Source organism: Arthrobacter sp. NPDC057388 (genome assembly GCF_042668165.1).
Classification (GTDB): Bacteria; Actinomycetota; Actinomycetes; order Actinomycetales; family Micrococcaceae; genus Arthrobacter.
The window spans coordinates 1-15,532 of sequence record NZ_JBHVBL010000046.1; the positions used below are offsets into that span (position 1 = coordinate 1).

The window sequence follows — 15,532 nt, forward strand, 5'->3', positions numbered from 1 at the left end:
CATGGAGAGAACCTCCTGATAGACAGATGCCCTGAGTCGGTGCTGGCGGAAGAAGAGGGCGGGGCACCCGCGCCGCTGCTGCGGCCCTGCTGGGTGTCCCGCCCCAGGTCGTCAATGGCGTGGATCAGGCGTGGCTACCAGCGCCTTCGCGTGGTGCCGGCTACTTCCGCAGGAAGGCGAGCAGCGCCTCGTTGACCTCTGGCCCGTGGGTCCACAGCAGGCCGTGCGGGGCGCCGTCGATCTCCACGTAGTCCGCCTCCGGCAGGGCCTTGCTGAACTCCCGGCCGGTGGAGTCAATCGGCAGGATGTTGTCCGCCGTGCCGTGCACGATCAGCGCCGGGACGTCGATCTTGGGGATGTCGGAACGGAAGTCGGTGATCCAGGTGGGCTGGGCGGCCACGGAAGCGAACGCGCCGGAGCTTGCGGCCAGGTTCCAGCTCGCGCGGACGGACTCTTCGCTGAGCCGCGGCGTGCCCAGGAAGGTGTCGCTGTTGTAGAAGTTCTTGAAGAACTCCGTGAAGAAGGCGTAGCGGTCCGCTTTGACTGCCTCGGCCAAGCCGTCGAAAACGGACTGCGGCACTCCGGTGGGGTTGTCGCCGGTCTGCAGAAGGTACGGTTCCAGGGATCCCAGGAAGGCGGCCTTCGCCACGCGGCCCGATCCGAACGTGGAGAGGTACCGCGCCACCTCACCGGTGCCCATGGAGAAGCCCACCAGCACGGCATCGTTGAGGTCCAGGGTGGTGAGGACAGTATTGAGGTCACCCGCGAAGGTGTCATAGTCGTAGCCGGTGGTGGGCTTGCTGGACTTGCCAAAGCCGCGGCGGTCGTACGTGATGACTCGGTAGCCGGCGTCCAGCAGGGCTGCAGTCTGCTTCTCCCAGGAGGACCCGTCCAGGGGGTAGCCGTGGATGAGGACAACAGCCTGTCCGGTTCCGTGGTCTTCGTAGTAGAGCTCGATGTCGGTGCTGTTTTCCTGTCCAACGGTAATGAAAGCCATGTCAGCAGTCCCTTCGGTCTCGTGAGAACGGGCGTCCTCAAGCGGTGTTACCAACCTATCGGGATGGCGGGCCGGAGCGCGCGGCCAGTCACGGGGCGTAGCCTGCAGGAATGACAGCGCTGGCGGGGATGTTGTGCAGGGCATGAAACGAATTGGCTTCCTGTCCTTCGGCCACTGGGGGCCGGTGCAAGGTTCCCGCACCCGGACGGCACGTGATGCTTTGCTGCAGGGGATTGAACTGGCCGTGGCCGCGGAGGAACTGGGGATCGACGGCGCCTTCTTCCGCGTGCACCACTTTGCGCGCCAGCAGGCCTCGCCGTTCCCGCTGCTTGCCGCCGCTGCGGCGCGCACCAGCCGGATTGAACTGGGCACCGCTGTCATCGACATGCGCTACGAGAACCCGCTGTACATGGCCGAGGAGGCAGCGGCCACGGATCTCATCAGCGGCGGCCGGCTCCAGCTCGGCATCAGCCGCGGTTCACCCGAGCCGGCACGCAACGGCGCGGGGGCCTTCGGCTACCTCCCGCGGGAGGGTGAAACAGATGCGGACATGGCCCGGCAGCACGCCGCGGCGTTCCGGCGTGCGATCGCCGGTGCGGGGGTGGTGGAGGCAGATCCGCGGTACGCCGGTGGCGCTACCGGCCTGCTGCCTGTCCAGCCGCGCTCCGACGGACTGCCGGACCGGATCTGGTGGGGTGCCGGGACGCGGAAGACGGCTGTCTGGGCGGCAGAGCAGGGCATGAACCTCATGAGCTCAACCCTGCTGACGGAGGACACCGGCGTGCCGTTCCACGAGCTTCAGGCCGAGCAGATCGCCATGTTCCGGGAGGCCTGGGCTGCGGCCGGGCACGCCCGTGAACCCCGGGTCTAGGTCAGCCGCAGCGTCCTGCCGCTGGCCGACGATGAGGACCGGCAGTACTTCGGACTGAGCGCCCTCCGTGAGGGCAGAGACCAGGTGGGCGCCCTTGACGGCGCCCTGGCCCGCTTCGGCAAGAGCTATATTGGCGAGCCGGACGCCATCGCCGGGGAACTCGCCGCCGACGCGGCCGTGCAGGCCGCGGACACGCTCCTGCTCACCGTTCCCAAGCAGCTTGGCGTGGAGTACAACGCCAAGCTGCTCGGGATCATCGCCCGGCACGTGGCGCCGGCGCTGGGCTGGGCGCCGCAGGGTGTGCGGGAGCGGACGTGACCGGCCCGGCTGACCGGCATGACGACGGCGGCCGGCTGGCTGCGCTTCTGCTCCTGGCCGGCGTCGTGGTTTCCCTTGGCTTCGGTGCCCTGCACCCCGGTGAAGCCGACCCGAACGGTCTGGCTGCTGGCAAGCTCCCTGCGGCGGGCATAGCCTCTGGTCCAGCAAGTCCCTGTGCCTAGACTGGGACGTGACCGGCATTTTCCGAGTGAGAGGCAGTGGCATGACCGACAGCAAGCGCAATGCGGAAGAGCCCGGTGACCTTCGGGGTCCCGGCGACCCGGACGCCGTCGAGCAGGAGCAGCCCCGGCCCGAGGCCGGAACAGCCAGCAACATCCGCGAGGAGCAGATGACGCAGCCGGGCGGAACAGTGCCGGCCAGCTACGTGGGCAGCGGAGCGCCGGAAGGTCAGCACAAGCCGGAAGAGGCGGCCGACGAATCCGGCATGTGGGATGCCGAGGGCAGGTAGCTAAAACCCCGGCGCTAAGTCCAGGGGATAACCCTGTCGGCCCGGGAGCGGGTGGCCTCGATCAGGCGGGCATTGGCGGCGTCCGGTCCGTTGGCCCAGGCCTCTGCCGCGGCACGGTCCATGCCGTAGAACATGTGCCGTTCAACCAGGCGGGCGAGCCGCAGGTCCCGTGGAGTGTCGATGAACCACACCTCGTCCAGCTGCGCCCGCACCTGTTGCCAGCGGGGATTGTCGCTGAGCAGGTAGTTGCCCTCGGTGATGATGATGGGAACGGCGGCCGGCACGGCAAGCGATGCGGCCACGGGCTCATCGATCGCGCGCCGGAAGTCCGGCGCATACACAACCTCCTCGTCCCGCCGCGCAAGCCGCTGGAGGAGCGAAAGGTAACCGCCGACGTCGAACGTGTCCGGTGCGCCCTTGCGCTGCCGCAGCGGAGTGCCGTCAATGACCGCGTTGCCCAGATGGAAGCCGTCCATCGGCACCACGAGGGCGCAGTCAGGGCCCAGGGCGCCGGCCAGGCAGGCCGAGAACGTGGACTTGCCGGAGCCGGGGGAGCCGGCCACACCGAGCAGCAGCCGCCGGCCGGAAGCCAGCCGGCTGCGCAGTTCGGCGACGGCCTGCTGGATTTCCGCGGAATCGAAGGCCCGGACGGCCTCGGGCTCGGCGTTCGGAAGGGTCATGCACAGCATCCTAGGCGAGGTTGGTGCGATGCCGGACTGCGCTTGAATGGGGCGGACTGGCGTTTGGATGCGGGGGCCGGGCCGGGTGAAGCTCAGTCCAGCGGAATGGTGATGGTGATGGCGGTGCCGGTGCCCGGAGCCGAGCTGATGTCCACCGTCCCGCCTGCCTCCTGCACGGCCTCTGAAAGAGTTCGCAGGCCGTGTCCGTTGACTTCGTCCACCGCCGGGCGAACCGGTTCGAAGCCGGTGCCGTTATCGGCCACCATGAGGCGGATCCCGTGGAATACGGAGGCGAGCCGGACCGTGACATCCGTGGCGTGCGCATGTTTGAACGTGTTGCTCAGCGCCTCCTGCGCGGACTGGTAGAGCAGGGCGGCGCAGTCGGACGAGATCTCCACGCCGTGCTGGGGTGTCTCCCAGCGGACGCACGTACCCTGGCGTCGCAGGGGTACCGTGAGCCTGTCGATGCAGCCGGCGAGCCCCAGCCGGTGAAAGTCCACCGGCTGACGGTCGGTGATGACGCCGCCGACTTCGACGACTTCCTCGAGAGTTGCTGACTGGTTCATGACGCCCCCCGCTTCCGTGCGGTCCCTTTTCGCCTGCTTTCCCTGAAGGATCGCTCCTCCAGGGGCTGATGCATTAAGGGTGGCGCGTGCCCATCAGGCTTGCCGCAGGTTTACCCCGGGATCCAATCAAGTTTCCGCAAGGAGTCCTGCATCCGCCGGGCCGTGCAGTTACGGCGTTGGGCAATGACGGCGGTGGGCAGTCACGGTGTTGGGCAATGCGGCAGGGTGTGGCTACAGTGCAGTGGTAGCTACGGGGCAGTGGTAGCTACGGGGCCAGCATCCAGGGCTGCAGCGCCTGCTGCGGATAGGTAGCGGCGTCGGCGGCGTCGAGCACCTCCAGGGCGGTCATGTGTGCGGCCGCCGCTACTTCGCGGATCGGCTTCCCGTGGGTTACGGCCGCCGCGACTGCGTTCTGCAGGGTTGCGGCTGCGGGGTCGTGCTCCACAGCAGCGGATTCCAGCGTCGCCACGGCCTCTTCCACCGCGCGGATGTCTTCGTCCATCAGTACCCTCCTGTTTCTGCGCCATTGCAGTGACGCTCCGTTTGGGGCTGCAACTGCACCCAAGATGAAGTGTCATGTTCCTAAAACAATAAGACAGACAGGTCTGTCTCTGCCAGTGCCAAGGTACACTGAATTTCTGATGAGTGCTCCTGATGCAACCGGGGATGCCTTGCTGCCTGAAGAGGTGCGTACCGGCCATAGTGAACCAGTGGACCGGATCCTCGCCACTGCCTACGAGCTTTTTTCCCACCGCGGTGTGCGCGATGTCGGCATCAATGAGCTGATCGAGCGGTCCGGAGTGGCCAAATCCACGTTCTACCGGCACTTCCCCTCCAAGGATGCGCTGGTTCTGGCGTTCCTCGCACTCCGCGACCAGGTGTGGACTGTTGACCTGATCGTTTCCGAGGCCAGGCGCAGGGGAACCACTCCGGAAGGGCGCCTGCTGGCCATCTTCGACGTCTTCGGTGACTGGTTCCAGCGGGATGACTTCGAGGCATGCACCTTCATAAACGTCCTCCTGGAGATGGGCCCCGAGCATCCCCTGGGCGAAGCGAGCATCGGCTATCTCGCCAGGATCCGCGGGCACATCCAGGCCCTTGCCGAGGAAGCGGGACTGGAACGTTCGGACGAATTCGCCCGCTCCTGGCACATCCTGATGAAGGGGTCCATCATCTCCGCGACCGAAGGGGACTTCCTTGCTTCCAAACGGGCGCAGCAGATGGCCGGCTGGCTGATTGAGCACCACCGGAATTGAGCACCACCGGAGCTGACAGCGCCGGTGGGGGCCGCCGTCGGCCTTTTCAGTCCCGCCGCAGCAGGTTCCGCAGCGGAGCCGGCACCCATTTCGCTTTCGATCCTTCACTGGAGCCTCTGCCGCCTTCGCCGGAGCTGTCGCCGCCGGGCGAAAGGTAGTCCCCACCCGCCGGGAGGTAGCCGGACCCAGTTGCCGCCGGCAGGTTCCCGGGACCTGTTGCCTGCGGGAGGCAGGCATTTTCGCTCAGGTGGCACAGCAGTGCCTGCTCGGGGGACCCGGGGTGCGAGGCCAGATGCTGCAGCAGGCGGTGCCGTGCCTCCGACTGGACGTCCGTGGTGGCGAGGATGTCCAGGATGAGTTCAATGACCTGGGCCCGCATCACCGTCCTGTCGATGGACCGCAGCGAGTCGCTGCAGAAGGCCTCCAGCGCGTCCGCCGCCTCCTGGCTGCACTGCCCAGGTCCGGTGGCAGTCTTCAGCCATTCAGGCTCGGCAGGGAAAGGCACACTAGCGTCCATCGGGACCTCCGTGAAGGTTGGTGTTTTCCGCCAGGAACACGGCGCTGGCTGAAGGCATGCTTCTTTGCATGGTCCCAATGTGCGGCAGCTCTCCTGTGAAAAGCTCGGCGCAGGACCCCTCGATGGGAACGTCCGGGACGGAAATTGGGGGGTTCCGGGCGGCGAAAAGACCTCCTAAGGAGACCCGTTGGGGGATTGACCCGGCATCATCCCGGCTTTTCATAGGGAAATTCTCAGGATTCGGTGCCCTCCGGGTTGCTCCGGGGGACGATATCCTGCCACTTCCGAACGCACTCATCACCGCCTTAACAAGCGTTCGGCAAGGGCGTAGCTTTGTTGGTGTTGGGACCCGTTCCGGTCCTCCGCATCCTGCATTGGGGCCGGAAGCTGACAGGAGGTAACAGCGATGACCAACATTTTCAGGCGTGCCGGCGTGGACATCCCGGAACCTTTCCGCCGGTTCCTGGAGGGGGATTTGGATGCCTGGCTCAGGGTGGAGGAATACCGCGAGGCGGGGTCCCTGGTGGTAAAGGCAGAAGCGCCGGGCATCGATCCAGACAGCGACGTCGACATCACCCTGGCCGGCAGCCAGCTGCAAATCACCGTGCGCCGTGAGGAAAAGTCGGAGCACAAGGACAAGGAAGGGTACCGCTCCGAGTTCCGCTACGGCGCTTTTTCGCGCACAGTCAGCCTGCCCGCCGCGGTGAACCAGGACGACATCCGCGCGTCCTACAACGACGGCGTTCTTGAGGTGCGGGTTCCGCTGCCTGAGGAGCCTGCTGCCGGAGGACGGAAAGTCCGGGTGTCCCGCGGTGCGGGAACCGGCGGTGCCGGCGGGGCAGGGACGGAAGGGCAGTCAAGGACCATGGGCGGCGATCCCGAGGGCCAGAGCTTCGGCGGGCCCTAGGTCTCCTGGCGCGGTTTCCTGGCGCGGCAGCTCAGCCCTCGTAGTGGGTTTTCGCCGGGCCCTGGCCGAGTGAATCGACGATTGACGTGGCCACGCTGTGCAACTTGATGTTGCGGGTGCTGGACGCTGCCTTGAGCAGCTCGAAGGCTTCCTCCTGGCTGCACCGGTTCTGCGCCATGATCACACCGACGGCGACGTCGATCACGGTCCGGGTTTCCAGGGTGGCCTTGAGGTTTGCGGCGGCGTCGCTGTAGTGGGCGAAGCGCACGGCAAGCCGCAGGGCCATTGAGGTTTGGTTGACGAAGTCCTGGGCCAGTTCCAGGACGCGGCCTTCAAAGCGGCCGGGCCGGTGCGAGTACAGGTTGAGGGCGGCCCGCGTCTCGCCTTCGAGGACGAACGGAATGGCCAGGATCGAACGGACGCCCTGGCCGAGGACCTTCTCGGCGTAGCTGTCCCAGCGGTCGTGCTTTTCGAGATCCGTGATGTGGATGGTGACCTGGTCGCGCGATGCTGTCATGCAGGGCCCGTCGCCGAAATCGTACTGAATCTCGTCCATGGCCTGCGCCTCAGGGCTGCTGCTCGCCACGGTTGCTGCCTTGCGGTGCCGCAGCAGGGTGACGCCGCAAAGAACCTCGTCCCCGGGCTCCGAGAGGCTTCGTGCCGAGATCCGGGCAAGCTCGTGGAGGAATTCACCCACGTCGGAGCTGGTGAGCACAAGCTCGTTCAGGTGCTCCGTGATTGAGGTTTCAGGTTTTGCGGTCGACTCGCTGGCCACGATCTTTCGGTACCGTTTCGCTAGGGTCAAGACGAACCGGCGGGCGCGGTGCGGGTACCCCGTGGCCGGGGTGCATAGCAGCGAGCAAGGTGCCGGATCGAACAACAATCCAACGGCCTTCTGCTAAACCGTACCGAGAAAATATACACCAGTTCGTGCACACAATATGACCGGAGCCGCGGCCGGGGGTCCTAGGCTGAGGGAAGGTGCCGGGCAGCGAAAGCGGCCAGGACCACTGGAAGACGGCCGCCCCGGGCCAGGGCCGGCCAACCAACGTGAGGAAGGCCGAAATGAGAATTGCCGTAACGGGAGGTAGCGGAAAGCTCGGACGGAACGTGGTCCGCAGGCTGATGGCGGACGGGCATTCGGTCCTCAATCTGGACAGGGCCGGCAGCAGGAGCCCGCACTTTGCCGCCGTGGACCTGCGCAACTACGGGCAGGTCGTCGACGTCATCCTCGGCCTGGACGACCGGCACCGGGGCTTCGACGCTGTCGTCCACCTGGGCGCCATTCCGGCTCCCGGCCTGGTGCCGGACGCCGCTACGTTCGAGAACAACATGCTGTCCACGTACAACGTGTTCCAGGCGGCCCGCAGGGCCGGCATCAAGAAAATCGTGTACGCCTCCAGTGAGACGGTGCTGGGACTGCCGTTCGACGTCGACCCTCCCTACATCCCGGTGGACGAGGAATACCCGGCCCGGCCGGAGAGCACATACTCACTCGTGAAACACCTGGAGGAGCAGATGGCCATCCAGATGACGCGATGGGACCCGGAGCTGAGCATCACCGGCCTCCGCTTCTCCAATGTCATGGATCCGGAGGACTACGAGGAATTCCCGTCTTTCGACTCGGATGCCACCCGGCGCAAGTGGAACCTCTGGGGCTACATTGACGCCCGGGACGGCGCCCAGGCCGTGGCGCGCGCCCTGGACTACCGCACACCGGGTTTTGAGGCCTTCATCATCGCCAACGAGGACACTGTCATGAGCCGCTCCAGTGCCAGCCTGGCGGCGGAGGTGTTCCCCCGGGTCAGGGTGACGAAGGAACTGGGCGAGCATGAGACGATGCTGTCCATCGACAAGGCCAGACGGCTGCTCGATTACTCGCCCGAGCACAGCTGGCGGACCTACCACTCCAACCGGACCACGCCCACCGAGGACTGAGCGCCCTTCGAGGATAGGCGCGAACGTACAAATGTACGTTCGCGCTTTGCCGGTGGACTGTGACTAGGTGCGGGGCTGGAGGCCGGGCACGCCGTCGTCGATCCGAAAGGACGCCTTGGTGCTGACCGCCGATCCCGGCGTGTTGACGTAGTCCAGCACACGGAAATCGGCTGTCAGGGAATCCTTCGTGATGGTGGTGCGGACGTAGCCGCGCTGGTCGTTGTAGAACTTCAGGTGCCCGTTCCAGGCCATGGTGGGATCGGTGACAGAGCCCGTTCCGTTCCCCGTGGAGGTGACCGATGTGCACACCAGCTCCGAACCGACCACGGGTGCGTCCGGATCCTTGTAGTCCACCTTGATGTCGTTCGCCCAGTTGCGGTGGACGTCACCGGTGAGGACGACGGCGTTGCGCACCTCGGCGTCCACCCGGCCCTGGGTGATCCGGCGGCGGGAGGACGCGTAGCCGTCCCAGCCGTCCATGGACATATCGTCGATGTCGGCTGCCTGGTTGCGGTCCCGCTCAACGAAGAACACCTGCTGGCCCAAAAGGTCCCAGCGGGCCCGGGACTTCCGGAAGCCGTCCAGCAGCCACTGCTCCTGCTCCGCGCCGGTGATGGTCCGGTTTTCCGCCAGGCGCTCCTGGACGTTCTTCCGCCAGCCGTCTCCGGCGAGCTGGTCGTCGCGGTACTGGCGCGTGTCCATCATGTGGAAGTTGGCGAGCTGGCCCCACTGGACGGTGCGGTAGATCTTCATGTCCGCGCCGGAGGGCATGGACGGTGCCCGGAGCGGCATGTTCTCGTAGTACGCCTTGAAGGCGGCGGCCCGGCGCTTCCGAAAGTCCGCCGCCGTGTCGTTCAGCTGCGCCGGATCCGCGTTCTCGGGCACCTCGTCAGCCCAGTTGTTATCCACTTCGTGGTCATCCCAGACCACCAGCCATGGCGCGGCGGCATGCGCAGCCTGCAGGTCGTCGTCGGCCTTGTACTGGGCATGGCGCTGGCGGTAGTTCTCCAGCGTCACCGTCTCGGGGCCCTCGTGGTCGCGGACGTTTCCGTCGCCGGTCACGTAGGAGCCCTTCTTGTATTCGTACTGGTAGTCGCCCAGGTGCAGCACCAGGTCCGGCTGGTCCTCCGCCAGGCGGCGGTAGGCCGTGAAGAATCCATGCTCGTACTGGGCGCAGCTGGCGAAGGACATGGCCAGGGCGGACGGCGTCTCATACCAAGCCGGGCTGGTCAGGGTGCGGCCGACGGAGCTGATGTGGCGGCCGGCGCGGAAACGGTAGAAGTATTCGCGTCCCGGTTTCAGTCCCCGCAGCTCCGCGTGGACCGAGTGGGCGCTTTCCGGCAGGGCCTGCTCCACGCCGCGCTGGACCACGTTCCGCATCGCGGGGTCCTCGGCCACCTCCCAGGCCACACTGACCACGCGCGAGGGCATGCCGCCCAGCCCGTCTTCGGCAAGCGGGTTGAGCGCGAGCCGGGTCCAGAGCACGAAGCCGTCCGGCCAGGGATCGCCGGAGGCGATGCCAAGGGTGAAGGGATCGGCGGGAAGGCTTGCTTCTGCGTTCCGGGGGTCGGCGACGGCGGTGCCGGGCAGGGCGGCGACGAGCCCGGCCCCAAGGCCGGTGGTGATGAGCGTTCTGCGCGTGATGTCCATGGCCCCGAACCTAGCGGGGCAGCCTTGACAGGCGAGGACGCGCGCGTGAATCTCGGGTGAACGGCGACGCCCCGCAAAGCGAAGCGCTGGCCGGACGGGCCGTGGGAAAGACAGGTCCCGCTTGGACGGCTGGTCCTACTTGGAAGGTTGCGGCACTTCGCAGGTCAGCTTGGGGTTGGCTCCCATGTAATTAAGCGGGCCGGCGGCGATGGTGATCGCCACGGTTCCGGCCTCCGTACAGGAGTCCGGGGAACCGCCGAAGTAGCCCCGCTGGAATGCGGCGAAAACGCCGATGATGAGCCAGATGACCACAAGCAGTCCGATGATCCTCACGGCAGCCTCCGTAGCCCCGTCGCCACTTCAATGTGAAACCAATTATCCACCGCGCCCGTCCTTCAGGACAGGGCTACCGGAACGGGCCTATCGGTTCTGCCGGCGGGCACCGGCTTGAGCGACTAGCTGGGTTCGGTGGTGTCCACCGGCGTTTCCTCCACGTCGGGGGTTTCCTCCGCCGTGGCAATCTGGTCATCGCGTGGCGTTTTTGCGTCCGCGCCGTTTCTGCCCTCCTCCGGCTCGAACGTGTTGGGCTCACCTGCACCCACCGCGACACCGGTGCCGGAGTCCGGGACGCCGTCGCCCTGCGTATGCGGTGAAGCGGTCTGCCGTGAAGTTCCGCGCTGGTCTTCCTGGCCGGTACCTTCAGTGCTCATGTCATCTCCTGAGACCTTGTGGGGCTGGAAGTTTTACCGTAACAGCGGGGAAAGACATCCGTAAGGGGGCTTAGGATTTCACTTCTAGACAGTATTTCCCCAGGGCACAGGCGGTCTTTCAGGTGGCAGAAGAATCAGCGGGCAAGCAGGGCCGGTGGCGGGTCTTTCACGACAAGTTTGTGGTGGAGGAACGCTATATGGAACCTGGCGCCAGGAAGGCCCTCTACGTGACGGCAATAGTCCTTGCCGTTGTGGGGGCGGCTGTCTTTTTCCTGACTCTTTCAGGTGTTCAGGAGCGCGACGGGGTGGCCAGCGCAGATGAAGCGTCATGGAGATGGCTCCTGACGACGCGCACGGAGCTGCTGACCGTGGTGATGATTGTCCTGGCTGTCATTTTCGGCCCCGTGGCGCTGCCCATCATCGTCCTCGTTGTCACGGTGGCGTGGGGCATTCTGGCGAAGCATGCCTGGCGGCCCATACTGCTGGCGGCGGCAATGTTGACCGGCGTGGGCCTGGCGCAGCTGATCGGCAGGTCGGTCGACAGGCAACGACCTCCGGTGGACCAAATGCTGTTCGGCGCGGACCACACCTTTTCCTTTCCCTCCGGGCATGTCCTGGGTGCGTCCGACTTCCTGCTGATAACGGCCTTCCTGGTCTTTTCCCGCCACCGGAAACCCAAGACAACGGTGGTGGGTTTTGTCTTTGCCATCATCGGAGTGATCCTGGCGTCGGTTAGCCGGCTGTACCTCGGCTACCACTGGGTGAGCGACGCCGTGGCCTCCGTCTCGCTTTCGCTGGTGGTCCTCGGGGCCGTGATCGCCGTGGACACCTGGCGCACCGCCCGGATACCCGGCGAAGAGGTCACGGGCGAGCTTTCCAAGGCGGACAGCCAGGAGTAAGCATGGCGAGCGAAGCCGATGTCCGCAGCATCTGCCTTGCCCTGCCGGGCGTGACTGAGCGCGTCAGCTGGAACCAGCCGGCATGGTTCGCGAAGACCCTGATGGCCCGGATCTGGGAACCGGACGTGCTTACGGTCAAGACGGCGGAGCGCGAGGCTCTGGCCGGCACGGAACCGGAAACCTACTTCTGGACGCCGCACCATGAGCGCTCACCCCAGCTGGTCCTGGTCCGGCTTTCAAGGGTCGACGGCGGCCAGCTCGCCGAACTGCTCGAAGATTCCTTCCTGCTCGCCGGTGGCCGGCTGCAAACTTAGGCGCCGTCCCAACTGCCGTCGTCCTGGCCTGCCGGCACTGACGGGTTGCCGCCGTCGTTATGTGCGGCGCTGCGGGCGCGGGCCTGCTTCAGCTGCCGCCGCAGGCGGGCGTTATCCATCTCCAATTCGAGGACCTTCGCGACGCCGGCGAGGTTGAGCCCCTCGTCCAGGAGTTCGGCGATGCGGCGCAGGACCGCAAGGTCGGCTTCGCTGTACTGGCGGGTGCCGCCCTCGGTTCTTTCCGGGGTCAGCAGGCCGCGGCGCTCATAGAGCCGGATGTTCTGCTGGCCCGTTCCCACGAGTTCCGCCACCACAGATATCCCGTACAGCCGGCGGCCGGCGCTGTCCCGGTTGCCCATGTGATTCCCCGTCCGGATTTCCTGATTTCCTCTTGCCCAAGTTTGTCACTGGTGCTATAAAAAATCTATATCCACAACCACAAATAAATGGGTGGGTAGGCAACCTACATGCTGAAGGGAGTGGGAAATGATGCTAATCCGTACTGACCCGTTCCGTGAGCTGGACCGGCTCACACAGCAGGTCTTCGGAACAGCAGCCCGTCCGGCGGCCATGCCGATGGACGCGTGGCAGGAAGACGGGGAGTTTGTGGTGGCGTTCGACTTGCCCGGGATCTCGCCGGACGCCGTTGACCTGAACGTCGAACGGAACGTCCTCACCGTCCGGGCGGAGCGCCGGGACGCCACGCAGCCCAATGTTGAGCTCGTGGTTTCCGAGCGGCCTCGCGGTGTCTTCAGCCGCCAAGTCATTCTTGGCGACACCCTGGACGCGGACAACATCAAGGCCAGCTACGACCTTGGCGTGCTGACGCTGCGGATCCCGGTTGCCGAGCAGGCAAAGCCACGCAAGATCGAAATCGAAAGCAAGGGCCAGCTGCACCAGATCGGGACGTAGCCGGCCGCCGCGCTGGCCGGGGCTGGCTCCGGGCTTCCGGACGGATGCCCGCAGCGGCCCCGGCCGCGACCATCAAATTCCGTCAAGTGCAACCAGGCTTCTGCGATGCCCGGCCCCTCGCCGGATTACTATGCGGTGCTGCAGGTTCAGCACGCAGCGTCACAGCAGGAAATCGCCCGCGCCTACCGCGCGCTGATGCGCCGCCACCATCCTGATGTTGCCAGCGGTGAAGCCGTGCCGGCCGAACTGCAACTCGTCATGCAGGCCTTCCATGTGCTCCGGGACCCCAAGCGCCGTGCGGCCTACGACCGTGAGGTCCTTGCCGCGGCTGCCGCCGGACCCGCCGGTGGCCAACAAACCGGCAGCAAAGGACAGGACATTCCCGTCCGCGTGGTCCGGCACCGGGAACCGCCGCTGCGCGTTACGCCGGTGCGGTGGGAGCGCGGACCGTGGGCCTGAACCCGATCTGAGTATCAGAGGAGAACCACAGCCATGAGTGATTGGCGCCGCTACGACTCCCACCTGATCCCGGCCTTCCACGAGCGCTTCGAACAGCGCTGGGGCAAGGGCACAGCGCCCTTCCTGGATCCCGAGGCCCACGAGGAGCCGTTGCCCCGCGCACAGTGGATCAATCCCACCACCGGCGCCGCCCTGGCGGTGGTGCCCATCTGGTCCGACGACGACCACCAGCACCGTTCGTTCGGCGTGTTCTATTTGCCGCCCGCGGGGGACATCTGGGTGCTTCGCCCGGGTCTTACACAGTTCGTGGAACCCGGCGAGGACAGTTCCGCCAACCTGGTGGCCCTGCGGAACGATGCTTTCCGCAAGGCAGTGGCCCACGCCAACGAATTCCTCTTCGGCCCGCCGCCGCTCGTGGACTGAGCCAAGTGTGGACTGGCAGGCCTGTGGACTGGCCGCAGCCTTTGGACTAACCCGCCCGTGTCCTGGGGCGGGGCGCGTTCTAAACCGGGCCGGCGAAGCCCGCGGTACCGGAGGCCGGCCCGTAGATTCCGGGTCCGGGGACACCCGGCCCGCCAAACCCGGGGCGGGGGAAGCCTGGCCCGCCGACGCCGCCCGGTTCGTCCCCGCCGCCGGCGGGGCCGCTGCCCAGCAAACTTCTGGTGAGGGCCTCGCCGTCGGCCATCAGTTCTTCCACGGCGTCCAGCAGGTGGCGGTCCTGTACGGGCTCGCCGCCCAGTGCGGCACGTACGACGGCCCGGCGGACCAGTTCCCGCGCGAACGAGGCCGTGGTTCCCTCGGTGCGTGCGGCGGCGTCGCGGACCGCATCCGCGCTGAACGGAACGCCGCGCGCATACAGGGTCACCAGTCCGATGCGTTCGTTCAGGGCCGGGAGTGGAATGTCCACGGCCAGATCCACGCGTCCGGGGCGCTGGGCGAGGGCCCGCTCCAGCATGTCCACGCGGTTGGTGGTGAGGACAAACGCGACGTCGGCGTCATGGTCCAGGCCGTCCATGGCATCCAGCACCTCGAACAGCAGCGGCTGCGGTCCGTGGCCGAAGCTCCGGTCCTCGGCAATCAGGTCGCAGTCCTCCAGCACAACGATCGACGGCTGGAGCGCCCGGGCCATGGCCGCCGCCTCGGAAATCCTGGCCAACGATCCGCCGGACAGCAGGATCGCCGTGATGCCGGGACTCTGGCTCAGCAGGTACCGCACGGTGTGGGTCTTGCCGGTCCCCGGCCGGCCGTACAGCAGGATGCCGCGCTTCAGGTGCTGGCCGTACTCATTCAGCGACTCGCGGTGGGCGGCGATGCCCAAAGCGTGGTCGGCCACCTTCCCGAGCAGCCCCTGGGGCAGGATGACGTCGGAGGCGTTGAGGCCGGGCCGGGCGTGGAACGTCACGCCGCCGCTGCTGGGTCCGTACTCGCCCATGACCAGGGAGATGACCTGTCCTTTCAGGACGCTGCCGCGCTGCATCCGCCGGCGGAACTCGGCCAGGAAGTCCGCCGCGTACCTCGAGTCGGCAGCCAGGACCTCGAGGCATGCCGTCTGCCGTCCGTAGCGCGGAGCGGCGTCCCGCTGGAGGACGGCCACGGGACGACCAGCGTGCCTGAACAGCCACAGCCCCAGCGCCACGGCCTGCCGCTGCTCATCCGGACCTACGGCAAGGTTGATGTAGTCGGGCTGGGACAACGGAAATTGCGGGAAGAACTGCGAGTGCTGCAGCATGTCGCTCAGGGACTGGTGGTGGCGCTGGTCCCCGCCGCCGACGCCCACGAGCCTGAACTGCTCGTCCTCGGCGGCAAGTTCGGCCATCAGGATGTCGGCGTCCACGAACCGGTGCGCGGGCACCTCCTCCACCACCACCGCGAGGGATTCGGCCGGCACCGCCAGATGGTCCGTGATTGTTGTCAGCAGCTGCCTTCCGGACTCCACGCGGTGCTGTCCGGACTGCGCGATCTGAACCAGCTGCGCGAAATCGTCGATGAACTTCCCCAATTTTTCATCCATGGGGCAGACCCTACCAGTGGCAGCCCGGACCCTCGTCAGCGGGTCCGGGCTGTGCCAT

General features: G+C 66.4%; 21 protein-coding genes and 1 pseudogene. 11 read left to right on the forward strand and 11 right to left on the reverse strand.

Translation table 11 applies throughout. The annotated features are described in order from the left end of the window. Positions 1-160 precede the first annotated feature (160 nt). Positions 161-997, reverse strand: coding sequence for an alpha/beta fold hydrolase (locus ACFUTU_RS17730; RefSeq protein ID WP_377966618.1), 837 nt, complete (start codon positions 995-997; stop codon positions 161-163). A gap of 142 nt (positions 998-1,139) precedes the next feature. On the opposite strand from ACFUTU_RS17730, the pseudogene ACFUTU_RS17735 reads away from it, so the two are divergent. From ACFUTU_RS17735 to ACFUTU_RS17745, 3 genes and pseudogenes are all read left to right on the forward strand, one after another. After that, a pseudogene (locus ACFUTU_RS17735) lies at positions 1,140-2,186 on the forward strand (LLM class flavin-dependent oxidoreductase). Beyond that, entirely contained in the window at positions 2,183-2,368 is a 186-nt protein-coding gene (locus ACFUTU_RS17740; RefSeq protein ID WP_377966620.1) for a hypothetical protein, read from the forward strand. The pseudogene ACFUTU_RS17735 and the gene ACFUTU_RS17740 overlap by 4 nt, the downstream one beginning before the upstream one ends. Positions 2,369-2,409: 41 nt before the next feature. Further along, positions 2,410-2,655 carry a hypothetical protein gene (locus tag ACFUTU_RS17745; protein WP_377966622.1) on the forward strand — a complete coding sequence of 82 codons (246 nt, stop codon included), beginning with the start codon at positions 2,410-2,412 and terminating at the stop codon, positions 2,653-2,655. 14 nt (positions 2,656-2,669) lie between these two features. On the opposite strand, the gene ACFUTU_RS17750 is transcribed toward ACFUTU_RS17745, so the two are convergent. From ACFUTU_RS17750 to ACFUTU_RS17760, 3 genes are all read right to left on the reverse strand, one after another. Further along, positions 2,670-3,335, reverse strand: coding sequence for a nucleoside/nucleotide kinase family protein (locus ACFUTU_RS17750; RefSeq protein WP_377966624.1), 666 nt, complete (start codon positions 3,333-3,335; stop codon positions 2,670-2,672). A gap of 92 nt (positions 3,336-3,427) precedes the next feature. Next, entirely contained in the window at positions 3,428-3,901 is a 474-nt protein-coding gene (locus tag ACFUTU_RS17755; RefSeq protein ID WP_377966626.1) for a sensor histidine kinase, read from the reverse strand. Between the two features lie 265 nt (positions 3,902-4,166). Continuing rightward, positions 4,167-4,403, reverse strand: a complete 237-nt coding sequence (locus tag ACFUTU_RS17760; RefSeq protein ID WP_377966628.1) for a hypothetical protein — start codon at positions 4,401-4,403, stop codon at positions 4,167-4,169. Between the two features lie 139 nt (positions 4,404-4,542). Here ACFUTU_RS17760 and ACFUTU_RS17765 point away from each other — a divergent pair, with 139 nt between their 5' ends. Further along, positions 4,543-5,157 (forward strand): TetR/AcrR family transcriptional regulator, encoded by a 615-nt coding sequence (locus tag ACFUTU_RS17765; protein WP_377966630.1) that lies wholly within the window; start codon positions 4,543-4,545, stop codon positions 5,155-5,157. 46 nt (positions 5,158-5,203) lie between these two features. On the opposite strand, the gene ACFUTU_RS17770 is transcribed toward ACFUTU_RS17765, so the two are convergent. Then, positions 5,204-5,662, reverse strand: coding sequence for a hypothetical protein (locus tag ACFUTU_RS17770; protein ID WP_377966631.1), 459 nt, complete (start codon positions 5,660-5,662; stop codon positions 5,204-5,206). A gap of 418 nt (positions 5,663-6,080) precedes the next feature. Here ACFUTU_RS17770 and ACFUTU_RS17775 point away from each other — a divergent pair, with 418 nt between their 5' ends. Further along, positions 6,081-6,581 (forward strand): Hsp20/alpha crystallin family protein, encoded by a 501-nt coding sequence (locus ACFUTU_RS17775; RefSeq protein WP_377966633.1) that lies wholly within the window; start codon positions 6,081-6,083, stop codon positions 6,579-6,581. 31 nt (positions 6,582-6,612) lie between these two features. On the opposite strand, the gene ACFUTU_RS17780 is transcribed toward ACFUTU_RS17775, so the two are convergent. After that, positions 6,613-7,356 (reverse strand): GAF and ANTAR domain-containing protein, encoded by a 744-nt coding sequence (locus ACFUTU_RS17780; RefSeq protein ID WP_377966685.1) that lies wholly within the window; start codon positions 7,354-7,356, stop codon positions 6,613-6,615. A gap of 290 nt (positions 7,357-7,646) precedes the next feature. Between ACFUTU_RS17780 and ACFUTU_RS17785 the strand changes: the two genes are divergently transcribed. After that, complete coding sequence (locus ACFUTU_RS17785) at positions 7,647-8,519, forward strand: NAD-dependent epimerase/dehydratase family protein (protein ID WP_377966635.1); 873 nt, start codon at positions 7,647-7,649, stop codon at positions 8,517-8,519. A gap of 63 nt (positions 8,520-8,582) precedes the next feature. On the opposite strand, the gene ACFUTU_RS17790 is transcribed toward ACFUTU_RS17785, so the two are convergent. The 3 genes from ACFUTU_RS17790 to ACFUTU_RS17800 all read right to left on the reverse strand — a co-directional run bounded on the left by ACFUTU_RS17790 (position 8,583) and on the right by ACFUTU_RS17800 (position 10,879). After that, the gene (locus tag ACFUTU_RS17790) at positions 8,583-10,169 is read right to left on the reverse strand and encodes an alkaline phosphatase D family protein (RefSeq protein WP_377966637.1); all 1,587 of its coding nucleotides are present in this window, start codon (positions 10,167-10,169) and stop codon (positions 8,583-8,585) included. A 135-nt stretch (positions 10,170-10,304) separates the two neighbouring features. Then, positions 10,305-10,502: a hypothetical protein gene (locus tag ACFUTU_RS17795; RefSeq protein WP_076800319.1), complete on the reverse strand. Its 198-nt coding sequence runs from the start codon at positions 10,500-10,502 to the stop codon at positions 10,305-10,307. Between the two features lie 122 nt (positions 10,503-10,624). Further along, a complete protein-coding gene (locus ACFUTU_RS17800) occupies positions 10,625-10,879 on the reverse strand; it encodes a hypothetical protein (protein WP_377966639.1) in 255 nt (84 codons plus the stop codon). A 122-nt stretch (positions 10,880-11,001) separates the two neighbouring features. Here ACFUTU_RS17800 and ACFUTU_RS17805 point away from each other — a divergent pair, with 122 nt between their 5' ends. Together ACFUTU_RS17805 and ACFUTU_RS17810 are read left to right on the forward strand one after the other, a co-directional pair. Then, the gene (locus ACFUTU_RS17805) at positions 11,002-11,778 is read left to right on the forward strand and encodes a phosphatase PAP2 family protein (RefSeq protein WP_377966641.1); all 777 of its coding nucleotides are present in this window, start codon (positions 11,002-11,004) and stop codon (positions 11,776-11,778) included. Between the two features lie 2 nt (positions 11,779-11,780). Beyond that, the gene (locus ACFUTU_RS17810; protein WP_377966643.1) at positions 11,781-12,092 is read left to right on the forward strand and encodes an MmcQ/YjbR family DNA-binding protein; all 312 of its coding nucleotides are present in this window, start codon (positions 11,781-11,783) and stop codon (positions 12,090-12,092) included. Here the strand turns inward: ACFUTU_RS17810 and ACFUTU_RS17815 are convergent. Continuing rightward, a complete protein-coding gene (locus ACFUTU_RS17815; RefSeq protein WP_377966645.1) occupies positions 12,089-12,451 on the reverse strand; it encodes a MerR family transcriptional regulator in 363 nt (120 codons plus the stop codon). The two genes, ACFUTU_RS17810 and ACFUTU_RS17815, sit on opposite strands and share 4 nt — an antisense overlap. A 130-nt stretch (positions 12,452-12,581) precedes the next feature. Between ACFUTU_RS17815 and ACFUTU_RS17820 the strand changes: the two genes are divergently transcribed. The 3 genes from ACFUTU_RS17820 to ACFUTU_RS17830 all read left to right on the forward strand — a co-directional run bounded on the left by ACFUTU_RS17820 (position 12,582) and on the right by ACFUTU_RS17830 (position 13,886). Further along, positions 12,582-13,004 (forward strand): Hsp20/alpha crystallin family protein, encoded by a 423-nt coding sequence (locus ACFUTU_RS17820; RefSeq protein ID WP_377966687.1) that lies wholly within the window; start codon positions 12,582-12,584, stop codon positions 13,002-13,004. 105 nt (positions 13,005-13,109) lie between these two features. Continuing rightward, positions 13,110-13,463, forward strand: a complete 354-nt coding sequence (locus tag ACFUTU_RS17825; RefSeq protein ID WP_377966647.1) for a J domain-containing protein — start codon at positions 13,110-13,112, stop codon at positions 13,461-13,463. Between the two features lie 33 nt (positions 13,464-13,496). Continuing rightward, positions 13,497-13,886, forward strand: a complete 390-nt coding sequence (locus ACFUTU_RS17830; RefSeq protein ID WP_377966649.1) for a hypothetical protein — start codon at positions 13,497-13,499, stop codon at positions 13,884-13,886. A gap of 79 nt (positions 13,887-13,965) precedes the next feature. On the opposite strand, the gene ACFUTU_RS17835 is transcribed toward ACFUTU_RS17830, so the two are convergent. After that, positions 13,966-15,474 carry an AAA family ATPase gene (locus ACFUTU_RS17835; RefSeq protein ID WP_377966651.1) on the reverse strand — a complete coding sequence of 503 codons (1,509 nt, stop codon included), beginning with the start codon at positions 15,472-15,474 and terminating at the stop codon, positions 13,966-13,968. Positions 15,475-15,532 lie beyond the last annotated feature (58 nt).